The organism is Parvibaculum sp. (genome assembly GCF_030651915.1).
Lineage (GTDB): Bacteria > Pseudomonadota > Alphaproteobacteria > Parvibaculales > Parvibaculaceae > Parvibaculum.
In genome coordinates, this window is record NZ_JAUSBV010000008.1 from 294659 (window position 1) to 311572 (window position 16914).

Consider the following 16914-nt stretch of genomic DNA (forward strand, 5'->3'; position numbering starts at 1 on the left):
CACGCGCAATGCCCGGAATCCGGACGTTTTCAAGCGCATCGCCGCCGAAAGCGCGGGCAACCTAACCGCGCCTCAGGACCGGGTCAACCCCAAATCGTCAATAAATGAAAAGATTTCTGCATTAATACTTTCCGAATCTTGCGTATGGAAGGCCATCCACGCAATCATTTGAGTCCGGAACCAGGTTTCCTGCCGTTTGGCATAGGCCCGCGTTTCGGCCTGTCCGGCCGTAATGGCCTCTTCGAGCAGCAGGGCGCCGACGAGATGGCCCATCAGCGGGCGCAGGCCGAGCGCCTTCATGGCCGGCAGCGCAGGGTCGAGCGCGAGGGCGGCCATGGCGGCCGCCTCCTCAAGCGCGCCCTCTTCGACCATGCGCGCAAAGCGAGCGTCGCAGCGCGCCCTGAGCCAGTCGCGATCGGGCATCAGCACGATTTTGGCGAAACGCCCCGTCACCAGCGGCACCGGCGGCACTTGCTGCCATTCGCTCAAGGGCCGGCCGGTGGCGCGCGCCACTTCGACACCGCGGGCAATGCGCTGGCGATCTGACGGGCGGATGGTGGCGGCCAGTGCCGGATCGGCTTCGGCCAGCAGCGCATGTGCACCCTCGCCCGCTGCCGCGACCTCGGCGCGCACCTCGCGGCGCAGATCGGGCGGGATCGCCGGGATCGGCGCCAGACCTTCGACAAGCGCCCGGAAATAGAGGCCGGTGCCGCCGACGACGATGGGCACCCGGCCCCGCCTCGCAATCTCGCCCATGACGCGGGCGGCCTCGACCGCCCAGCGCCCGGCCGAGAGCGGCGCGTCTGCCGCCGTGACGCCGTAAAGATGATGTGGCACAAGCGCTTCTTCGGCTTCGGAGGGCCGCGCCGTCAGCACCCGCATTTCGCGATAAAGCTGCATCGAATCGGCATTGACGATCTCACCGCCGAGCCTTTCGGCCAGCGCCAGCGCCAGCGCGGACTTGCCGCTGGCGGTCGGCCCTGCAATAAGAACGGCGCGATCGACTTCGAGACTCAAGAGACGGGTTCCTTTCCGGTTTTCGCGATGAAATACGTCCTGACGCTGATAGGCAACACGGCAACGCCGCTTTCGCAAGCGCATGTCGACGCGGCGCGCGGCCTGCTACCGGCGCCGGCGCTCGCCGACTGGCTTGCGGAAGGTGTCGCCTGCGACATCGCTTTCGAAACGCCGAATCCAAGGCCGGCCGAACTGGCGGCGCGCGCGGCGCTGAAGGACGTGAAGATCGACCTCGCCGTGCAGCCCGTCGGCAGCCGCCGCAAGAAGCTGCTAGTCGCCGACATGGATTCGACCATCATCCAGCAGGAATGCATCGACGAGCTGGCCGCCGAACTCGGGATCAAACCGCAGATCGCCGCCATCACCGAACGCGCCATGAAGGGCGAGATCGAATTCGAGCCGGCGCTGCGCGAGCGCGTGGCGCTGTTGAAGGGCCTCGACGTTGCGGCGCTCGACAGGGTCTATCGCAGCCGCATCGTCGAAACGCCGGGCGGCCGCGCGCTGACAGCAACCATGCGCGCCCATGGCGCGGCCTGCGCGCTGGTCTCGGGCGGCTTCAGCTTTTTTACCGGGCGTGTTGCCGCCGCCGTCGGTTTCGACGTCAATCAAGCAAACGAACTGCTGTTTGAAAACGGCAAGCTGACCGGCGCCGTGCAGGAACCGATCCTCGGCCGCCAGGCCAAGATCGAGGCGCTGGTGAAACTGCGCGGCGAGATGAACCTCGGCCATCACGAAACGATGGCGGTGGGCGACGGCGCCAACGATCTCGGCATGATCGGCGAAGCGGGCCTCGGCGTTGCTTTTCACGCCAAGCCCGTGGTCGCCGAAGCGGCCGATGCGCGCATCGATCATGGCGACCTGACGGCGCTGCTCTATCTGCAGGGCTACCGGAAAGACGAAATCAGGCTGGGCTGACGCACTATTGCCCACCGAGCCGGAGCGCGACGAAGCGCATATCGCCGCCGCTCGACAGACGCAACAGCACCGTGTTGCGCCCCGCCTTCTCCTCGGACGCGACGATCCGCTCGACATCGGCGGGCGTGGCCACGTCGCGCTGCGCGACCTGCAGGATGACATCGCCCGGACGGACGCCTTTTTCGGCCGCCGCGCTCGCCGGATCGACATCGCTGACGAGAACGCCCTGGGTCTGTGCATCCACATTGAAGCCTTGCCGCGTCTCGGCGGTCAGCGCCGTCAGACTGAGCCCCAGCACGACCGTCCGGGCGGGTCCGGGCGCCGTTTCGGCCGGCACGGCGGCGGGCGTCTCCTCGGATTCGTCGAGCCGCGCAACCTGGACCTTCACGCCGAGCGTGCGGCCGCCGCGAAAGATTTCGACATCGACCGTCTTGCCGACATCGGTTTCGGCAACGACGCGCGGCAGATCGCGCATGGCACCGATGTTGCGGCCATCGAAACTCAGCACGACATCGCCAGGCTCGATGCCCGCCATGGCGGCCGGGCCGTCTTCATTGATGCCGGCGATCAGCGCGCCGCGCGCCGGCGTGAGGCCGAGGCTGTCGGCGATCTCGGGCGTCACCGTCTGGATGCGCACGCCGATCCAGCCGCGCCGCGTTTCGCCATGTTCGAGGATCTGCTCGACGACCGGCCGCACCGTCGATGTCGGCACGGCAAAGCCGATGCCGACCGAGGCGCCGGACGGCGAAATGATCGCCGAATTGACGCCGACCACGCGGCCCTCCATGTCGAACAGCGGCCCGCCGGAATTGCCCCGGTTGATCGAGGCGTCGGTCTGGATGAAATCGTCGTAATTGCCGGCGTGAATGTCGCGGTTGAGCGCCGAGATGATGCCGGCCGTGACCGTGCCGCCAAGGCCGAAGGGATTGCCGATCGCAATCACCCAGTCGCCGACCCGGGCCTTGCTGCTGTCGCCGAGTTCGACGAAGGGCAGCGGCGTCTTGCTTTCGACCTTGAGCACGGCGATATCGGTTTTCGGATCGCGCCCCGTCAGCACCGCCGGCAGGGTGGTGCCGTCCATGAAGATGACCTCGATCCGGTCGGCGCCGTCGATCACGTGATTGTTGGTGACGATGACACCCGAGGGGTCGATCACGAAACCCGAACCGAGCGACTGCACGCGCTGCGGCCGCTGGCCTTGCTGCTCCATGAACTCCTTGAAGAAATCGTTGAGCGGCGAGCCCTCCGGCACACCGGGAATGGACTGCGGGCCGGTGCCGAGAAGCTGCGATGTCGAGATGTTGACGACGGCCGGCGACAGGCGTTCGGCAAGATTGGCGAAGCTGTCGGGCGCCGCTTGCGCCTGCGCCGCCGAAGCCAGCAGCGGCACCATCAGCAACGCCACCGCCACGCCGCGCATGAAGTCGCGCCGCGCCCGTCCTGTACCGGTCCCTGCCATCGAAACGCCACTCCCCTCGGCCGATCCGCCGCCCCGTCCGGGGCAGCGCCGCCTTCATTGTGAGACGGATTATGGACGAATTGAGGCGTCCTCAGCCGCGCACCAGCCAGACGATGAAAACACCGGCGGCAAGCGCCACAAGCCCGGCCATCCGCAGCGCCTGTTCCGGCTGCACGGAAAGCGCCGCCAGCGCCCGCCGCATCGGCTCCGGAAAGGCTGCATAGGCCAGCCCCTCAAGCGCAATCGCCAGACCGAGCGCCGTGACGAGATCGGTCCAGTCCACGGGTCAGCGCCGGACGCGCCCGGCCTCGGCGCCGAAATAGCGGAAGAACTCGCCATCCGGCGTCACGATCATCGTCGTGTTGTCGCCTTTCAGGCCCTCGCGATAGGCCTGCATCGAGCGGTAAAAGGCGAAGAACTCGGTATCGCGCGAATAGGCCTCGGCATAGATGTTGTTGCGCATCGCATCGCCCTCGCCGCGGGCCAGCTGCCCATCGCGTTCGGCCTCGGCGATGATGACCGTCGATTCACGATCGGCACGGGCACGGATACGCTGCGCCTCCTCGTTGCCTTGCGCACGGATTTCAGCCGCTTCGCGCTCGCGCTCGGTCTGCATACGCTGATAGATCGCCATGCTGTTCTGTTCCGGCAGGTCGGCGCGGCGGATACGGACATCCACCACCTCGATGCCGAATTGCTGGGTGGCGTTGTTGAACGCTGCCTGGATGTTCTTCATCAGACCGGCGCGATTGTCGCGCACCAGTTCTTCCAGCGTATGATCGCCGAGCACGTTCCTGAGCGACGAGATGAAGTTCGGCTGCAGCCGCTGGGTCGCGTTGCGCGGATCGCCGACCGACTGATAGAAGCGCAACGAGTCGACGATGCGATAACGCGCAAAGGCATCGACCACCAGGCGCTTGCGGTCCTTGGCGATGATTTCCTCGGCCGGCGAGTCGAGATTGAGAATGCGCTTGTCGATATAGACGACATTCTGGATGACCGGCAGCTTCCAGTGCAGGCCCGGTTCCGTGATGACCTGACGCGGGTCGCCGAACTGCAGCACGATCGCCTGCTGCGTCATGCTGACCGTGAAGGCGGAAAGATAAAGCACGACCGCGATAATGAGCGCGGTGATGCCGACGCCTATGGCTATCGACCTGTTCATCGGCCACCTCCCGTCGTCGCGCCCGGGGCGGGCGCGGCTGCCGGTGCCCTCGGCTTCAGCTCATTGAGCGGAAGATAGGGCAACACGCTTTGCGCGCCCTGCGCACCGTCCATAAGCACCTTGTTCATACCGCCAAGAACTTCCTGCATGGTTTCGAGATAGATGCGCCGCCGCGTCACATCCGTCGCCTTTTTGTATTCCTCGTAGATCGAGACGAAACGTCCCGCCTCGCCCTGCGCCTCGGCGACGATCTGTTCGCGATAGGCCTCGGCGGCCTGCGTGATCTGCGCCGCATCGCCGCGCGCACGCGGGATGACGGTGTTGGCATAGGTCTCGGCCTGGTTGCGCAACCGCTCCTGGTCGGCGCGCGCCGCTTGCACGTCGCGGAAGGCGTCGAGCACCTGTGCCGGCGGATCGACTTTCTGCAATCTCACTTCGGTGATTTCGATGCCCGCACCATAGCTGTCGAGCGTCGCCTGCAGTCCGGCGCGCACCTGATTCTGCACCTCGGCACGGCCGACGGTCTGCAGCACTTCGATCTGCGACTGGCCGACCGCCTCACGCATCATGCTTTCGGCGACGGCTTTCACCGCCCGGTCGGGATCTTCGACATTGAAAAGAAAGGAATGCGCGCTGTTGATACGCCACTGCACCGAGAAGCCGATATCGACGATGTTTTCGTCGCCGGTCAGCATCAGGCTTTCTTCCGGCACCGCGATCGCCGAACTGCCTGCCACGCGGATGCCGATGTCGACGGTCGTAATGTTGGTGACGGCCGGCGTGTAGACCGTTTCGATCGGGAACGGAAATTTCATGTGGAGGCCGGGCTCGACCGTGCGCACCAGCTTGCCGAAACGCAGCACAATGCCCTGCTCATTGACATTGACGCGGAAGAACGAGCTGTAGGCAATGAGACCGAGAATCACGAGGCCGATCAGGATAAACGGCCCTGAACCGCCGCCGGCACCAACGCGGGTCCCGCCACCACCACCGCCGCCACCGGGAAACATCTGCCGGAACTTCTCTTGCGCGCGCCGGATCAGCTCATCAAGGTCGGGCGGTTGATTGCCGCCGCCGGAAGGCCCCTGCCCCCACGGACCCCGATTACCGCCACCGCCGCCCTGCCAGCCGCCACCGCCGCCACCGTTCTGATTGCTCCAGGGCATCCATATTCCTTCGATTGCTTCGTGAGAGACCGGTTGGAAACACCACTATCGGGGGTTATATGACAGACACCATGTCCGCGCAACGCGAACCGGACGCAGCGCAACCCGAAATGCGGGGATCGCACGAATTCTCCGTCGCACGCGGCCATAACCGTCACATATGGGCAAACAGGCAAATTATCCATGAGCAGCATAACCCGAGACGATGTTGCCGCCGCGTTGTCGGTCGTCATCGACGACGAGACGGGCAAGGATGTCGTCACCGCCGGCATATTGCAGGGACTGGTCGTGCGCGAGGGACATGTCGGCTTTTCGCTTGAGGTCGATCCTGCCAGGGGCGCGGCAAAGGAACCGCTGCGCCAGGCTTGCGAGGCCGCTGTGAAATGCCTGCCCGGCGTGCTGAGTGTAACGGCGGTTTTGACGGCACATCGTGGCGGCGCGGCGGCGCAACGCCCCGCACATGGACATGCACATGACGATCGGCCAAAGCAGCCGCGCGCGGCGCAGCAGGGTCCGTTGCGCATTCCCGGCGTCACGGCGATCGTCGCCGTGGCGAGCGGCAAGGGCGGCGTCGGTAAATCGACGGTCGCAATCAATCTCGCGCTGGCCCTGTCGAAGCTCGGCCGCCGCGTCGGCCTGCTCGACGCCGATATCTACGGACCTTCCATCCCGCGCATGATGGGCATCAAGGGCAAGCCCGAGACCCGGGACGGCAAGAAGCTGCTGCCGATGGAGAACTACGGCATCAAGACAATGTCGATCGGCTATCTCGTCGACGAGGACACGCCGATGATCTGGCGCGGGCCAATGGTGCAATCGGCGCTGACGCAAATGATGATGGATGTCGAGTGGGGCGAACTCGATGTGCTGGTCGTCGACATGCCGCCAGGCACTGGCGACGCGCAACTCACCATGGCGCAACGCGTGCCCCTGACAGGTGCCGTCGTCGTCTCAACGCCGCAGGAAATCGCGCTGATCGACGCCCGCAAGGGCTATGCGATGTTCGAGAAGACGCATGTGCCTGTTTTCGGCATCGTCGAGAACATGGCCTATTTCATCAGTCCGGGGTCGGGTGAGAAGTCCTACATCTTCGGCGAAGGCGGTGCGCGGCGTATGGCCGAGAAACTCGGCTGCGACTTCCTCGGTGAAGTGCCGCTCCACATGACGATCCGCGAGACATCCGATAGTGGCCGGCCCGTAGTCGCCACCGCACCGGACAGTCCGGAAGCAAAACCATTCCTCGACATCGCCGCGCGCGTCGCCGCCCATATCGACCGCGCCCTTGCCGACACGGCGCGCAAGGCGCCGGTCATTTCCATCGAGGACTGAAACGAAAACGGCCGGCCCCTCGCGGAGCCGGCCATTCCGATAGACCGCCTGAAGGTTTCAGCGGCCCGCGACCAGCGTCGCAGTTTCTTTCGAGCCATCGGGTGCCGTCAGCTCCCATGTCTCGCCGATGTCGCGCGATTGAGCCGCCACGCAATAGGGCTCGTCGCCACCGAGGAAGCAGGCCGTATCGCCGTCAATCTCATAGGTGCCTTCCGCGGTGCTGCCATCCGGCAGCTTCTGCGAATAGGCCCCGCCCGCGTCGATATAGACCGAGCGCTCGCCGGCGGCGCCAACCACGTTGACGGTGTTGCCATAGAAATTGGCGAACGGATCGGCGAGAGCCGCTCCGGTGAACGCAAACAACGCAACGAGTACACTCACAAATAGACGCATTCTGTCCTCCCTATCTTCAGATCGATCACCGTGTACCCCAAAGGCGGCGCATGTTTGCACGGCCTCTGGCATGCGGAAAGGTACATTCCGGAACCGGAACATACTTTTCCATCATCCCGTTACTTGTTGAGGAAGTTGAGCGGCAGCCCGGCCACCGGCCAGTCCATCGACACGAGCCTTCCGCTCGAAGACAGCGTGATATAGGCCGTCTTCAAGTCCTTGCCGCCGAAACAGATATTGGTGGTGATGAAATCGTCGGTCGGCGTGTGCGTCACCTTCGAGCCGTCGGGCGAGATCGTGGTGATGCCCGCATTGAAAATCGTCGCCACACAGATATTGCCCTCCGCATCGACCGCAAGACTGTCGAAGAAACAGAGCTGCGGTCCCGATGCCACGAACCGGCCGGGCAGCGGACCCGGTTGCGGCGCAACTTCGCCCGGCCCCTTGATGTCGAAGGCCCAGAGACGGCCGGGGATCGTGTCGGCGACATATACGGTCTTCTCGTCGGGCGAGAGGCCGACGCCGTTGGGCGAGGTGATCGGGAAAACGACTTCCTTGATCATCGAGCCGTCGATTTTTGCGTAGTAGAGGCCGCCGCGATCCTGTGTGCGGCCACGTCCCTTGCCGAGATCGGTGAACCAGAAGCCGCCCGACTTGTCGAATACGATGTCGTTGGGCCCGTTCAGCGGAATGCCGTTGCACTCCTTGTAGAGCACCTTGAACGCACCGGTCTTGAGGTCGACACGCTCGATGCGTCCGCCGGAGTAATTGGCAGGTGCGTCGCCCGGCACAAGCGCACCGTTGACCTCGTGGAACTCGAAACCGCCGTCGTTGCAGACATAACAGGCGCCATCGGGACCGATCGCCGCGCCGTTCGGCCCGCCGCCGAGCTCCGCGATCACTTCGACCTTCCCAGCTGCCGTAACGCGCGTCAGCGTCCCGCGCGCGATCTCGACCAGCACGATGCTGCCGTCCGGCATCGCAATCGGACCTTCCGGAAACCGCAAGCCGTCGGCGACAAGTTTCATCGCAGTCATATCAATCCTCCCTGATGTTCCGTCTGATGCGGAATTCTTGTGGGCCGCATTCTGTCAACGCGCGGCGGGTTCCGCAATGGCTCGTTCAATCAAGCCTCTGCCGGTGAAACGCCAGATGATCGCCGATGAATGTCTGGATGAAATAGTAGGAGTGATCGTGGCCAGGCTGGCGGCGCAACGTCAGCTTCTGCTTCACGGCCGCGCAAGCCGCCTCAAAAAGTTCCGGCTTCAGTTCCTTCTCGAGGAAATTATCGGCGAGCCCCTGATCGATCAGGATGTCGTCATAGCGCCCCAGCGCCGCGCCGCCCTCCATCAGCAGCGAAGCATCATGCGCCGCCCATTGCGCGCGATCCGGCCCGAGATAGGCGCCGAGGGCCTTTTCACCCCAGGGACAGCGAGTCGGCGAAACGATGGGCGCAAAGGCCGAAACCGAACGGAAGAGGTCGGGATGCTTCAAGGCAAGCGTCAGCGCCCCGTGCCCGCCCATCGAATGACCGCAAATGCCGAGCCGCGCCGCATCGACCGGAAAATTCTCGGTCAGCGCCGCATGCAGATCGCGGACGATGTAGCTCTCCATTCTGAAATGCGGCGCCCATGGCTTTTCGGTCGCATCGATGTAGAAACCCGCGCCCTGTCCGAGATCGTAGGCTTCGCAATCGGCGACACCCGGACCCCGCGGGCTGGTGTCCGGCGCGACAACCGCCAGCCCGAGCTTCGATGCATGTGCATAGGCGCCGGCCTTCACGGTGAAGTTTTCTTCCGTGCAGGTCAGGCCTGCGAGAAAAATCACCGCCGGGAATGGCCCCTTGCCATCCGGCACATAGACCGAAAAGCGCATCGGCGTGCCCGTCGCCACCGAGGCATGACGATGGATGCCGAGCGTGCCGGCGAAACAGCGATGCGTTTCGAGCGTTTCGACAGCCATCAATAAACCACGACGGAACGGATCGACTTGCCTTCATGCATCAGGTCGAAACCCTTGTTGATCTCTTCGAGCGGCATTGTGTGGGTGATCAGATTGTCGATGTCGACCTTGCCGTCCATGTACCAGTCGACAATGCGCGGCACGTCGGTGCGCCCGCGCGCGCCACCAAAGGCCGTCCCCTTCCAGACGCGGCCGGTAACGAGCTGAAACGGCCGTGTCGAGATTTCCTGTCCGGCGCCGGCGACACCGATGATGATGCTCTCGCCCCAGCCGCGATGGCAGCATTCGAGGGCCTGGCGCATCGTGTTGACGTTGCCGATGCATTCGAAGCTGTAATCGGCGCCGCCGCCGGTCAGTTCGACGATATGGCCAACCACATCGCCCTTCACTTCCCTGGGATTGACGAAATGCGTCATGCCGAATTGCCGCGCGAGACTTTCGCGTGCCGGGTTGATGTCGACGCCGACAATCATGTTGGCGCCGACCATGCGCGCGCCCTGAATGACGTTGAGGCCGATGCCGCCAAGTCCGAAGACGACGACATTGGCGCCCGCCTCCACTTTCGCCGTGAAGATCACCGCCCCGAGACCCGTTGTCACGCCGCAGCCGATGTAACAGATCTTGTCGAACGGCGCGTCCTTGCGCACTTTCGCCAGCGCGATTTCCGGCAGCACGGTGTAATTGGCAAAGGTCGAGCAGCCCATGTAATGCAGCACCGGCTTGCCCTTGTACGAAAAGCGGCTGGTGCCGTCGGGCATCACGCCCTTGCCCTGCGTCGCGCGGATCGAGGTGCAGAGATTGGTCTTGTGGCTGGTGCAGCTTTTGCACTCGCGGCATTCGGGCGTGTAGAGCGGGATCACATGGTCGCCGACCGCGAGCGACTTGACGCCGGGTCCGACCTCGACGACGACGCCCGCGCCCTCATGGCCGAGGATCGCCGGAAAGGCGCCTTCGGGGTCTTCGCCCGACAGCGTGAACGCATCGGTGTGGCAAATGCCGGTGGCCTTGATCTCGACCAGCACCTCGCCCGCTTTCGGCCCGTCGAGCTGTACCGTTTCGATTTCGAGCGGTTTGCCCGCCTCGAATGCCACCGCCGCACGCACATCCATATGTCGTCTCCGTTGGGAAATCTGCTTATGAATTTCAGAGCGTCATTGTGAGCCGGGCGGCCCGGCGACGCAATTGCTCAGACCCGCTCCAGCACAACGAAGGAACAATCGGCGCTGTCCTTCTCTCCCGCCACGCGTCGCTCGCGAGAGGTCTCGCGCCATTGCCGGCGATCGAAGGCTGGAAAACTGACATCGCCCTCAGGCGATGCATGAACTTCGGTGATATAGAGCCGCGTCGCATGATCGAACGTCTCGGCATAGAGCTCCGCGCCGCCGATCACCATAATCTCATCCACGCCACTTGCCGTCGCAATTTCGCGCCCGCGCACGAGCGCCGCCGCCGCCGACGTCGTGACCTCCGCGCCATCCGCCGCATAGGCCGCATTGCGCGTGACGACGATGTTCGGACGGCCCGGCAACGGCTTCTTCGGCAATGATTCCCATGTCTTGCGGCCCATGATGACGGGCTTTCCCATCGTCACCCGCTTGAAGAACGCCATGTCGCCCGTGAGCCGCCACGGCAAGCCATTGTCGCGGCCGATGACGCCATTGTCGGCAATGGCAACGACGAAGCAGACATGAGCGCCCATCACACCACCCGGCTTTCAAAAAGCGCCGTGAAATCCGGCGCGCGCAAGGCTTCCGGATCGAGCGGCCTCAGACTGACCAGTATGGCGAACATCGCGAAGGCGGCGAGCAGCAGCACCGCGATCGTCAGCCCGAAGAGCAGCATCCGCCGACGCGTCCGCATCAGACCGCGACAGGCGCGGCGATATGCGGATGCGCCTCGTAGCCTTCGAGCCGGAAATCGTCATAGGTGAAATCGAAAAGGCTCGTCACATCGGGATTGATGTGCATGACAGGCAGCTTTTTCGGCTCTCGTGAGAGCTGTTTGTCCGCCTGTTCCAGATGATTGAGATAGAGATGCGCGTCGCCGAAGGTGTGGATAAATTCGCCGGGTTTGAGGCCGGTCACCTGCGCCACCATCATCGTCAGCAGCGCATAGGAAGCGATGTTGAATGGCACGCCGAGGAAGATGTCGGCCGAGCGCTGGTAGAGCTGGCAGGAGAGCTTGCCTTCAGCCACATAGAACTGGAACAGGCAATGGCAGGGCGGCAGCGCCATGTGGTCGACATCGGCGACATTCCAGGCCGAGACGATCAACCGCCGCGAATCCGGATTGTTTTTGATCTGCTCCAGCAGGTTCCTGATCTGGTCAATCTTGGTGCCGTCGGGTGCCGGCCATGAGCGCCACTGGTGGCCATAGACCGGTCCAAGATCGCCATTGGCGTCCGCCCAGTCGTCCCAAATGCTGACGCCGTTGGCTTTCAGATAGGCGATGTTGGTGTCGCCGGCGAGAAACCACAGCAATTCATGCACGATCGACTTCAGATGCAGCTTCTTGGTCGTCACCAGCGGAAAACCTTGCGCAAGGTCGAAGCGCATCTGATGGCCGAATATGCTGCGCGTGCCGGTGCCGGTGCGGTCGGTCTTGGTCACGCCCGTGTCGCGCGCAAGGCGCATGAGGTCGAGATATTGTTTCATCGCTGGTCCTGAGATTCGGCTGACCAGTCTAACCCCGGCGAAGCCCCGCCGCCACCGCGCGGCAATCCCCGTCACAAGCCTGTGATTTGATACGGAAAATCTGGCGGCGATGCCCCGCCCGCGCCAGAATGCCCGCAAAACGGCAAGGGGCAAGGGACCACCATGAAACGCATAATGCTCGGCATCGGCGCGGCGCTCGTGCTCGCCGCCATCCTCTTCCTGGAGGTCTTGCCCGGTTTCGTCGAGGGCCAGATCAACCGCCTGGTCGATGTCGGCCCCCTCGAAGTGACCGAAGAGGCCGCCCGCCATCACCAGCGGCTGAATGTCGTCGATCTCCATGCCGACACGCTGCTCTGGGCGAGAGACCCGCTGGCGCGCGCCAGCCGCGGCCATGTCGACCTGCCCCGCCTTGTCGACGGCAATGTGACGCTGCAGGTTTTTTCGGTGGTGACGAAAGTCCCCCGCAGCCAGCGCCACACCGGCACGGATGCGAATTCCGACGTCATCACCCTGCTGGCGATGGCGCAGCGCTGGCCGGCCCGCACCTGGGACAGCCTCTTCGAGCGCGCGCTCTATCAGGCCGAAAAGCTGCACCGCGCCGAGGCGGCCGCGCCGGGTGAGCTGCGCATCATCCGCACCGCCGCCGACATCGATGCGCTGCTCGCCGCGCGCGCGGGGAACCGCCCGGTCGGCGGGTTGCTCGCCACCGAAGGCTCGCACCCGCTCGAAGGCCAGCTCGAAAACATCGAGACGCTTTACGACGCCGGCTACCGGATGATGGGCTTGCAGCATTTCTTCGACAACGAGCTCGGCGGCTCGTTGCACGGACTTTCGTCGGGCGGCCTCACCGAATTCGGCAGGCAAGCCGTGCGCGAGATGGAGCGCCTCGGCATCATTGTCGATGTGGCCCATTCCTCCCATGCGGTCGTCGAGGATGTGCTCGACATCGCCACCCGGCCCATCGTCATTTCCCACACCGGCATCAAGGGCGCCTGCAACAGCCCGCGCAACATCGACGACGCCTTGATGAAGCGCGTCGCGGAAGCCGGCGGCCTGATCGGTATGGGCTACTGGAAAAGCGCCATCTGCGATCCGGCGCCCGAAGGCATCGTCCGCGCCATCCGTTATGCGATCGACGAGCTCGGCGTCGATCACGTCGCGCTCGGTTCGGACTACGACGGCGCCGTGCCGGTCGCTTTCGACACCTCGGAACTGGCGTTGCTGACCGGCGCCATGCGCGACGCCGATTTCACCGAAGAGGAAATCGAAAAGGTGATGGGCGGCAATGCGCTCCGCCTCTTCCGCGAATTGCTGCCGGCGGGATAGGCCTCACGCCGGCAGATAGCGGAAGCGGCCATTGACCGGGAAGCGCTCGAGAATATCGGCATATTCGGCGCCGCCGCCGATATTGTGGATGACGAACAGGCGCGCCGCGCCCCGCACCCGCCTGTCCGACACCACCGAAATATGCGGCAGCCGCCCGCCGATCGTCTGCGTCACCAGATCGCCGGGCGCCAGCGCTTCCTCCGCCGCCAGTTCCGCCCCTTGCCGCCGGAGGAATGTCGCGAGGTTGGGCACCCGCCGATGGTCGATATTGCGGTCGGGCCGGGTCAGGCCCCAATTGGCCGGATAGGCGGCGAAATTCTCGGCCATGTCCTCATGCACGAGGCGCTGCAGATCGGTGCCCAGCGCAGCGCGATAAGCCCGCACGACAACATCCGTACAGACACCGCGTTCCGGTTCCACATCGCCGCCCGGATAGCCAATGCGGCGATAGGCGCCGTCATAGACCGTCGTGACGCCGATCTGCGCCCGCGCCGCCTCGACGAGCTTCACCGCCGCCTCCGCCGGCTCGGCCGCCAGCCGCGCCGGAAGTGCCAGCACCGGCGGCAGCGTGGCCAGCCCGAAAACCACCGAACGGCGCGAAATCATGCATTTCCCCTTCAAATCCTGCCTGCCGGAAGGTTCGCCGCCGATTTCGCCGGAATTGAGGTTCAAATAAGGAATTTCCCGCCTATATTAGAAGGGCCGGTGGGTTCTCCCGCTCGGCTATGGCGATAAACGGACTGTGGAATAAGCCATTCGGACCCGGGGGCAGTACCCGGCGCCTCCACCAAATTCTCCCTGTCGCGGCAGGGGCTCTGGGGGCGAAACAGGATCGACGAGGGTGTAAAGACAGTTTTTTTGCCCGGCATGGTTCCGCCGTCATCGGGCCGTTTTATAGTTGCCAACGACAACTATGCTGAGGCGCGTCTCGCTGCTTAATGCAGTGCGATAGCTTCAAATCAAGTCCCTGGCTTTAGCCGGTCAGGGCGGGGTTCGGGGGTACCTGGCAACAGAAACCCCCACTTTTTGTCCACATCCAGACTGCCAGCCCAAAAGAGCGGTGTCGCGCACGCCACACTTGCAAAATCTCGCAGCGCCGCACGGCGCGAAGCGCCGCTTCGTCTGGATTTAACGGCCAATCGCTGATTGAATCGGGCGGTTCGAAAAAAGCGCGACTCACGCGCCCTCCGGGAGCTGACCTTGGCCGAAGATCTGATGCGATACGACATGCTGGCGCAGGAAGCGCTGAAAGGCGTCGTGCGCCGCGCGCTTCGCATCGCCCGCGACCAGGGCTTGCCGGGCGAGCACCACTTCTACATTTCGTTCCGCACCGGTGCGCCCGGCGTCGATATATCGCCGAAGCTCAAGTCGCAATATCCGGAAGAAATGACCATCGTCCTGCAGCATCAATTCTGGAATCTCGAAGTCAGCGAGGAACGCTTCTCGGTCGACCTCACCTTCAACAAGATTCCTGAAAAGCTTGTCGTGCCTTTCTCGGCCGTGCAGGGCTTCTTCGATCCGAGCGTCCAGTTCGGCTTGCAGTTCCAGGTCGACGGCGCGGCGGCGAAGCCGGCGGTGGCCGAGGCCTCGAACCCCGCCGAGCCCGAACCGAAAAAGCCCGAAGGCGACGGCGAAGTCGTTAGCCTCGACGCCTTCCGGAAGAAATGAGCGGCCTGCTCTATCCGATCGTCAAGGCAGCGCTCTCCGGCATCATCATCATGCTCGTTTCCGAAATCGCCCGGCGCTATGCGGCTTTGGGCGCCTTGATTGCGTCCCTGCCGCTGATTTCGCTTCTCGCCATCATCTGGCTCTGGAACGACACGGCGGACACCGAGCGCATTGCCGCCCATGCCGAAGCCACCTTCTGGTATGTCCTGCCGACCCTGCCGATGTTTCTGGCGCTGCCGCTGATGCTCCGAAGCGGCATGGATTTCTGGGCAGCGTTGGGCATCGCCTGTGCGCTGACCGTCGCGCTCTATCTGGCCGCAATCTGGATTGCGGCCACCTTCTTCGGCGTGAAACTTTGAGAGCGCTGTCCCGCGCCTTGGCGCTGCCCGCCCCCGCGTGCTAAACCGGCGCCCATCGAAATTCCTGCCTGCTGGAGCACGCCCGATGGCCAATACCCCCAAAACCCGCACCGAAACCGACACATTCGGACCCATCGAGGTCGCGGCCGACCGCTATTGGGGCGCGCAGGCCCAGCGCAGCCTCGGCAATTTCAAGATCGGCTGGGAAAAGCAGCCCCTGCCCGTGGTCCGTGCCCTTGGCATCGTCAAGCGCGCCGCCGCCGAAACCAATATGGAACTCGGCAACCTCGATCCCGCCATCGGCAAGGCCGTGGTGCAGGCCGCGCAGGAAGTGATTGAGGGCAAGCTCGACGATCACTTCCCCCTCGTCGTCTGGCAGACCGGCTCCGGCACCCAGTCCAACATGAACGCCAACGAAGTGATCTCGAACCGCGCCATCGAAATCATGGGCGGCGAGATGGGCTCGAAAAAGCCGGTCCATCCCAACGACCACGTCAACATGAGTCAGTCGTCGAACGACACTTATCCGACGGCCATGCATGTCGCCTGCGCGGAGGAAATCCACCACCGCCTGCTCCCGGCGCTGCAGAAGCTGCGCAATGCCTTGAACGACAAGGCTCAGGCCTGGAACCACATCGTCAAGATCGGCCGCACCCACACCCAGGATGCGACGCCGCTGACGCTCGGCCAGGAATTTTCCGGCTACACCGCACAGGTCGAAAACGGCATCGCCCGCATCGAGCAGACACTGCCGAAGCTGATGGAACTGGCCCAGGGCGGCACCGCTGTCGGTACCGGCCTCAACGCCCCCATCGGCTTTGCCGAAAATGTCGCCGACAAGATCGCCGCCATCACACGTCTGCCGTTCAAGACCGCGCCCAACAAGTTCGAGGCGTTGGCCGCCCATGACGCGATGGTCTTCAGCCATGGCGCGATCAACACGGTCGCCGCTTCGCTCTTCAAGATCGCCAACGACATTCGCTTGCTCGGCTCCGGCCCGCGTTCGGGCCTTGGCGAACTGGCGCTGCCTGAAAATGAGCCCGGCTCCTCGATCATGCCGGGCAAGGTCAATCCGACCCAGTGCGAAGCGCTGACGCAGGTCTGCGTGCAGATTTTCGGCAATCATTCAGCGCTGACTTTCGCCGGTTCGCAGGGCCATTTCGAACTGAACGTCTACAACCCCGTCATGGCCTACAATTTCCTGCAATCCGTGCGCCTGATGGCCGATGCCGCCGTGAGCTTCACCGACAATTGCGTCGTGGGCATCGAGCCCCGCGAAGACAACATCAAGGCGGCGCTCGAACGCTCGCTGATGCTGGTCACCGCGCTCGCCCCGAAGATCGGCTACGACAACGCCGCGAAGATCGCCAAGACCGCGCACAAGAACGGCACCACCTTGCGCGAGGAAGCGGTTGGGGGCGGCTATGTGACCGAAGCGGAATTCGACGCCATCGTGCGCCCTGAAAAAATGATCGGCCCGGAATAAACGACATCGAACGCA

Annotated in this window: 19 protein-coding genes and 1 other RNA gene; 7 read left to right on the forward strand and 13 right to left on the reverse strand. The window is 63.9% G+C overall.

Annotation, left to right across the window (positions count from 1 at the left end):
* Positions 1 to 72 precede the first annotated feature (72 nt).
* Positions 73 to 1017, reverse strand: coding sequence for a tRNA (adenosine(37)-N6)-dimethylallyltransferase MiaA (miaA, locus tag Q7V31_RS12885; protein ID WP_304734906.1), 945 nt, complete (start codon positions 1015 to 1017; stop codon positions 73 to 75).
* A gap of 27 nt (positions 1018 to 1044) precedes the next feature.
* On the opposite strand from miaA, the gene serB reads away from it, so the two are divergent.
* Entirely contained in the window at positions 1045 to 1932 is an 888-nt protein-coding gene (gene serB / locus Q7V31_RS12890) for a phosphoserine phosphatase SerB (RefSeq protein ID WP_304734907.1), read from the forward strand.
* 4 nt (positions 1933 to 1936) lie between these two features.
* Here the strand turns inward: serB and Q7V31_RS12895 are convergent, their stop codons facing one another.
* From Q7V31_RS12895 to hflK, 4 genes are all read right to left on the reverse strand, one after another.
* Positions 1937 to 3391: a DegQ family serine endoprotease gene (locus tag Q7V31_RS12895; RefSeq protein WP_304734909.1), complete on the reverse strand. Its 1455-nt coding sequence runs from the start codon at positions 3389 to 3391 to the stop codon at positions 1937 to 1939.
* A gap of 91 nt (positions 3392 to 3482) precedes the next feature.
* Positions 3483 to 3674 carry a DUF2065 domain-containing protein gene (locus tag Q7V31_RS12900; protein WP_304734910.1) on the reverse strand — a complete coding sequence of 64 codons (192 nt, stop codon included), beginning with the start codon at positions 3672 to 3674 and terminating at the stop codon, positions 3483 to 3485.
* Between the two features lie 3 nt (positions 3675 to 3677).
* Positions 3678 to 4556 carry a protease modulator HflC gene (gene hflC, locus Q7V31_RS12905; RefSeq protein WP_304734912.1) on the reverse strand — a complete coding sequence of 293 codons (879 nt, stop codon included), beginning with the start codon at positions 4554 to 4556 and terminating at the stop codon, positions 3678 to 3680.
* Positions 4553 to 5722, reverse strand: coding sequence for an FtsH protease activity modulator HflK (hflK, locus tag Q7V31_RS12910; protein ID WP_304734914.1), 1170 nt, complete (start codon positions 5720 to 5722; stop codon positions 4553 to 4555). The genes hflC and hflK overlap by 4 nt, the downstream gene beginning before the upstream one ends.
* A gap of 183 nt (positions 5723 to 5905) precedes the next feature.
* Between hflK and Q7V31_RS12915 the strand changes: the two genes are divergently transcribed.
* Positions 5906 to 7051, forward strand: a complete 1146-nt coding sequence (locus tag Q7V31_RS12915) for an Mrp/NBP35 family ATP-binding protein (protein WP_304734916.1) — start codon at positions 5906 to 5908, stop codon at positions 7049 to 7051.
* Positions 7052 to 7108: 57 nt separating this feature from the next.
* On the opposite strand, the gene Q7V31_RS12920 is transcribed toward Q7V31_RS12915, so the two are convergent.
* The 7 genes from Q7V31_RS12920 to Q7V31_RS12950 form a co-directional block, all read right to left on the reverse strand.
* Entirely contained in the window at positions 7109 to 7444 is a 336-nt protein-coding gene (locus tag Q7V31_RS12920) for a hypothetical protein (RefSeq protein WP_304734918.1), read from the reverse strand.
* 119 nt (positions 7445 to 7563) lie between these two features.
* Entirely contained in the window at positions 7564 to 8481 is a 918-nt protein-coding gene (locus Q7V31_RS12925) for an SMP-30/gluconolactonase/LRE family protein (protein ID WP_304734919.1), read from the reverse strand.
* Positions 8482 to 8566: 85 nt separating this feature from the next.
* A complete protein-coding gene (gene fghA / locus Q7V31_RS12930) occupies positions 8567 to 9406 on the reverse strand; it encodes an S-formylglutathione hydrolase (RefSeq protein ID WP_304734920.1) in 840 nt (279 codons plus the stop codon).
* On the reverse strand, positions 9406 to 10515 hold the full coding sequence (locus Q7V31_RS12935) for an S-(hydroxymethyl)glutathione dehydrogenase/class III alcohol dehydrogenase (protein WP_304734921.1): 1110 nt from the start codon (positions 10513 to 10515) through the stop codon (positions 9406 to 9408). The genes fghA and Q7V31_RS12935 overlap by 1 nt, the downstream gene beginning before the upstream one ends.
* A gap of 77 nt (positions 10516 to 10592) precedes the next feature.
* The gene (locus Q7V31_RS12940; protein WP_304734922.1) at positions 10593 to 11105 is read right to left on the reverse strand and encodes a dihydrofolate reductase; all 513 of its coding nucleotides are present in this window, start codon (positions 11103 to 11105) and stop codon (positions 10593 to 10595) included.
* Complete coding sequence (locus Q7V31_RS12945; RefSeq protein WP_304734924.1) at positions 11105 to 11248, reverse strand: hypothetical protein; 144 nt, start codon at positions 11246 to 11248, stop codon at positions 11105 to 11107. The genes Q7V31_RS12940 and Q7V31_RS12945 overlap by 1 nt, the downstream gene beginning before the upstream one ends.
* A 17-nt stretch (positions 11249 to 11265) precedes the next feature.
* Positions 11266 to 12060 (reverse strand): thymidylate synthase, encoded by a 795-nt coding sequence (locus tag Q7V31_RS12950; RefSeq protein WP_304734925.1) that lies wholly within the window; start codon positions 12058 to 12060, stop codon positions 11266 to 11268.
* 162 nt (positions 12061 to 12222) lie between these two features.
* On the opposite strand from Q7V31_RS12950, the gene Q7V31_RS12955 reads away from it, so the two are divergent.
* Positions 12223 to 13386 carry a dipeptidase gene (locus Q7V31_RS12955; RefSeq protein ID WP_304734926.1) on the forward strand — a complete coding sequence of 388 codons (1164 nt, stop codon included), beginning with the start codon at positions 12223 to 12225 and terminating at the stop codon, positions 13384 to 13386.
* A gap of 3 nt (positions 13387 to 13389) precedes the next feature.
* Here the strand turns inward: Q7V31_RS12955 and Q7V31_RS12960 are convergent, their stop codons facing one another.
* Positions 13390 to 13992, reverse strand: a complete 603-nt coding sequence (locus tag Q7V31_RS12960) for a DUF1287 domain-containing protein (protein WP_304734927.1) — start codon at positions 13990 to 13992, stop codon at positions 13390 to 13392.
* A 57-nt stretch (positions 13993 to 14049) separates the two neighbouring features.
* Between Q7V31_RS12960 and ssrA the strand changes: the two genes are divergently transcribed.
* The 4 genes from ssrA to fumC all read left to right on the forward strand — a co-directional run bounded on the left by ssrA (position 14050) and on the right by fumC (position 16899).
* Positions 14050 to 14410, forward strand: a transfer-messenger RNA (tmRNA) gene (gene ssrA, locus Q7V31_RS12965).
* A gap of 176 nt (positions 14411 to 14586) precedes the next feature.
* Entirely contained in the window at positions 14587 to 15054 is a 468-nt protein-coding gene (locus Q7V31_RS12970; RefSeq protein WP_304734928.1) for an SspB family protein, read from the forward strand.
* On the forward strand, positions 15051 to 15413 hold the full coding sequence (locus Q7V31_RS12975; RefSeq protein WP_370690661.1) for a DUF3147 family protein: 363 nt from the start codon (positions 15051 to 15053) through the stop codon (positions 15411 to 15413). The genes Q7V31_RS12970 and Q7V31_RS12975 overlap by 4 nt, the downstream gene beginning before the upstream one ends.
* 85 nt (positions 15414 to 15498) lie before the next feature.
* A complete protein-coding gene (gene fumC, locus Q7V31_RS12980) occupies positions 15499 to 16899 on the forward strand; it encodes a class II fumarate hydratase (protein ID WP_304734929.1) in 1401 nt (466 codons plus the stop codon).
* Positions 16900 to 16914 lie beyond the last annotated feature (15 nt).

Coding starts and splice junctions, on each gene's coding strand:
- serB (WP_304734907.1), top strand. CDS start 1,045: ATGAAATACGTCCTGACGCTGATAGGCAACACGGCAACGCCGCTTTCG.
- Q7V31_RS12895 (WP_304734909.1), bottom strand. CDS start 3,391: ATGGCAGGGACCGGTACAGGACGGGCGCGGCGCGACTTCATGCGCGGC.
- hflC (WP_304734912.1), bottom strand. CDS start 4,556: ATGAACAGGTCGATAGCCATAGGCGTCGGCATCACCGCGCTCATTATC.
- hflK (WP_304734914.1), bottom strand. CDS start 5,722: ATGCCCTGGAGCAATCAGAACGGTGGCGGCGGTGGCGGCTGGCAGGGC.
- Q7V31_RS12915 (WP_304734916.1), top strand. CDS start 5,906: ATGAGCAGCATAACCCGAGACGATGTTGCCGCCGCGTTGTCGGTCGTC.
- Q7V31_RS12920 (WP_304734918.1), bottom strand. CDS start 7,444: ATGCGTCTATTTGTGAGTGTACTCGTTGCGTTGTTTGCGTTCACCGGA.
- Q7V31_RS12925 (WP_304734919.1), bottom strand. CDS start 8,481: ATGACTGCGATGAAACTTGTCGCCGACGGCTTGCGGTTTCCGGAAGGT.
- fghA (WP_304734920.1), bottom strand. CDS start 9,406: ATGGCTGTCGAAACGCTCGAAACGCATCGCTGTTTCGCCGGCACGCTC.
- Q7V31_RS12935 (WP_304734921.1), bottom strand. CDS start 10,515: ATGGATGTGCGTGCGGCGGTGGCATTCGAGGCGGGCAAACCGCTCGAA.
- Q7V31_RS12940 (WP_304734922.1), bottom strand. CDS start 11,105: ATGGGCGCTCATGTCTGCTTCGTCGTTGCCATTGCCGACAATGGCGTC.
- Q7V31_RS12945 (WP_304734924.1), bottom strand. CDS start 11,248: ATGCTGCTCTTCGGGCTGACGATCGCGGTGCTGCTGCTCGCCGCCTTC.
- Q7V31_RS12950 (WP_304734925.1), bottom strand. CDS start 12,060: ATGAAACAATATCTCGACCTCATGCGCCTTGCGCGCGACACGGGCGTG.
- Q7V31_RS12955 (WP_304734926.1), top strand. CDS start 12,223: ATGAAACGCATAATGCTCGGCATCGGCGCGGCGCTCGTGCTCGCCGCC.
- Q7V31_RS12960 (WP_304734927.1), bottom strand. CDS start 13,992: ATGATTTCGCGCCGTTCGGTGGTTTTCGGGCTGGCCACGCTGCCGCCG.
- Q7V31_RS12975 (WP_370690661.1), top strand. CDS start 15,051: ATGAGCGGCCTGCTCTATCCGATCGTCAAGGCAGCGCTCTCCGGCATC.
- fumC (WP_304734929.1), top strand. CDS start 15,499: ATGGCCAATACCCCCAAAACCCGCACCGAAACCGACACATTCGGACCC.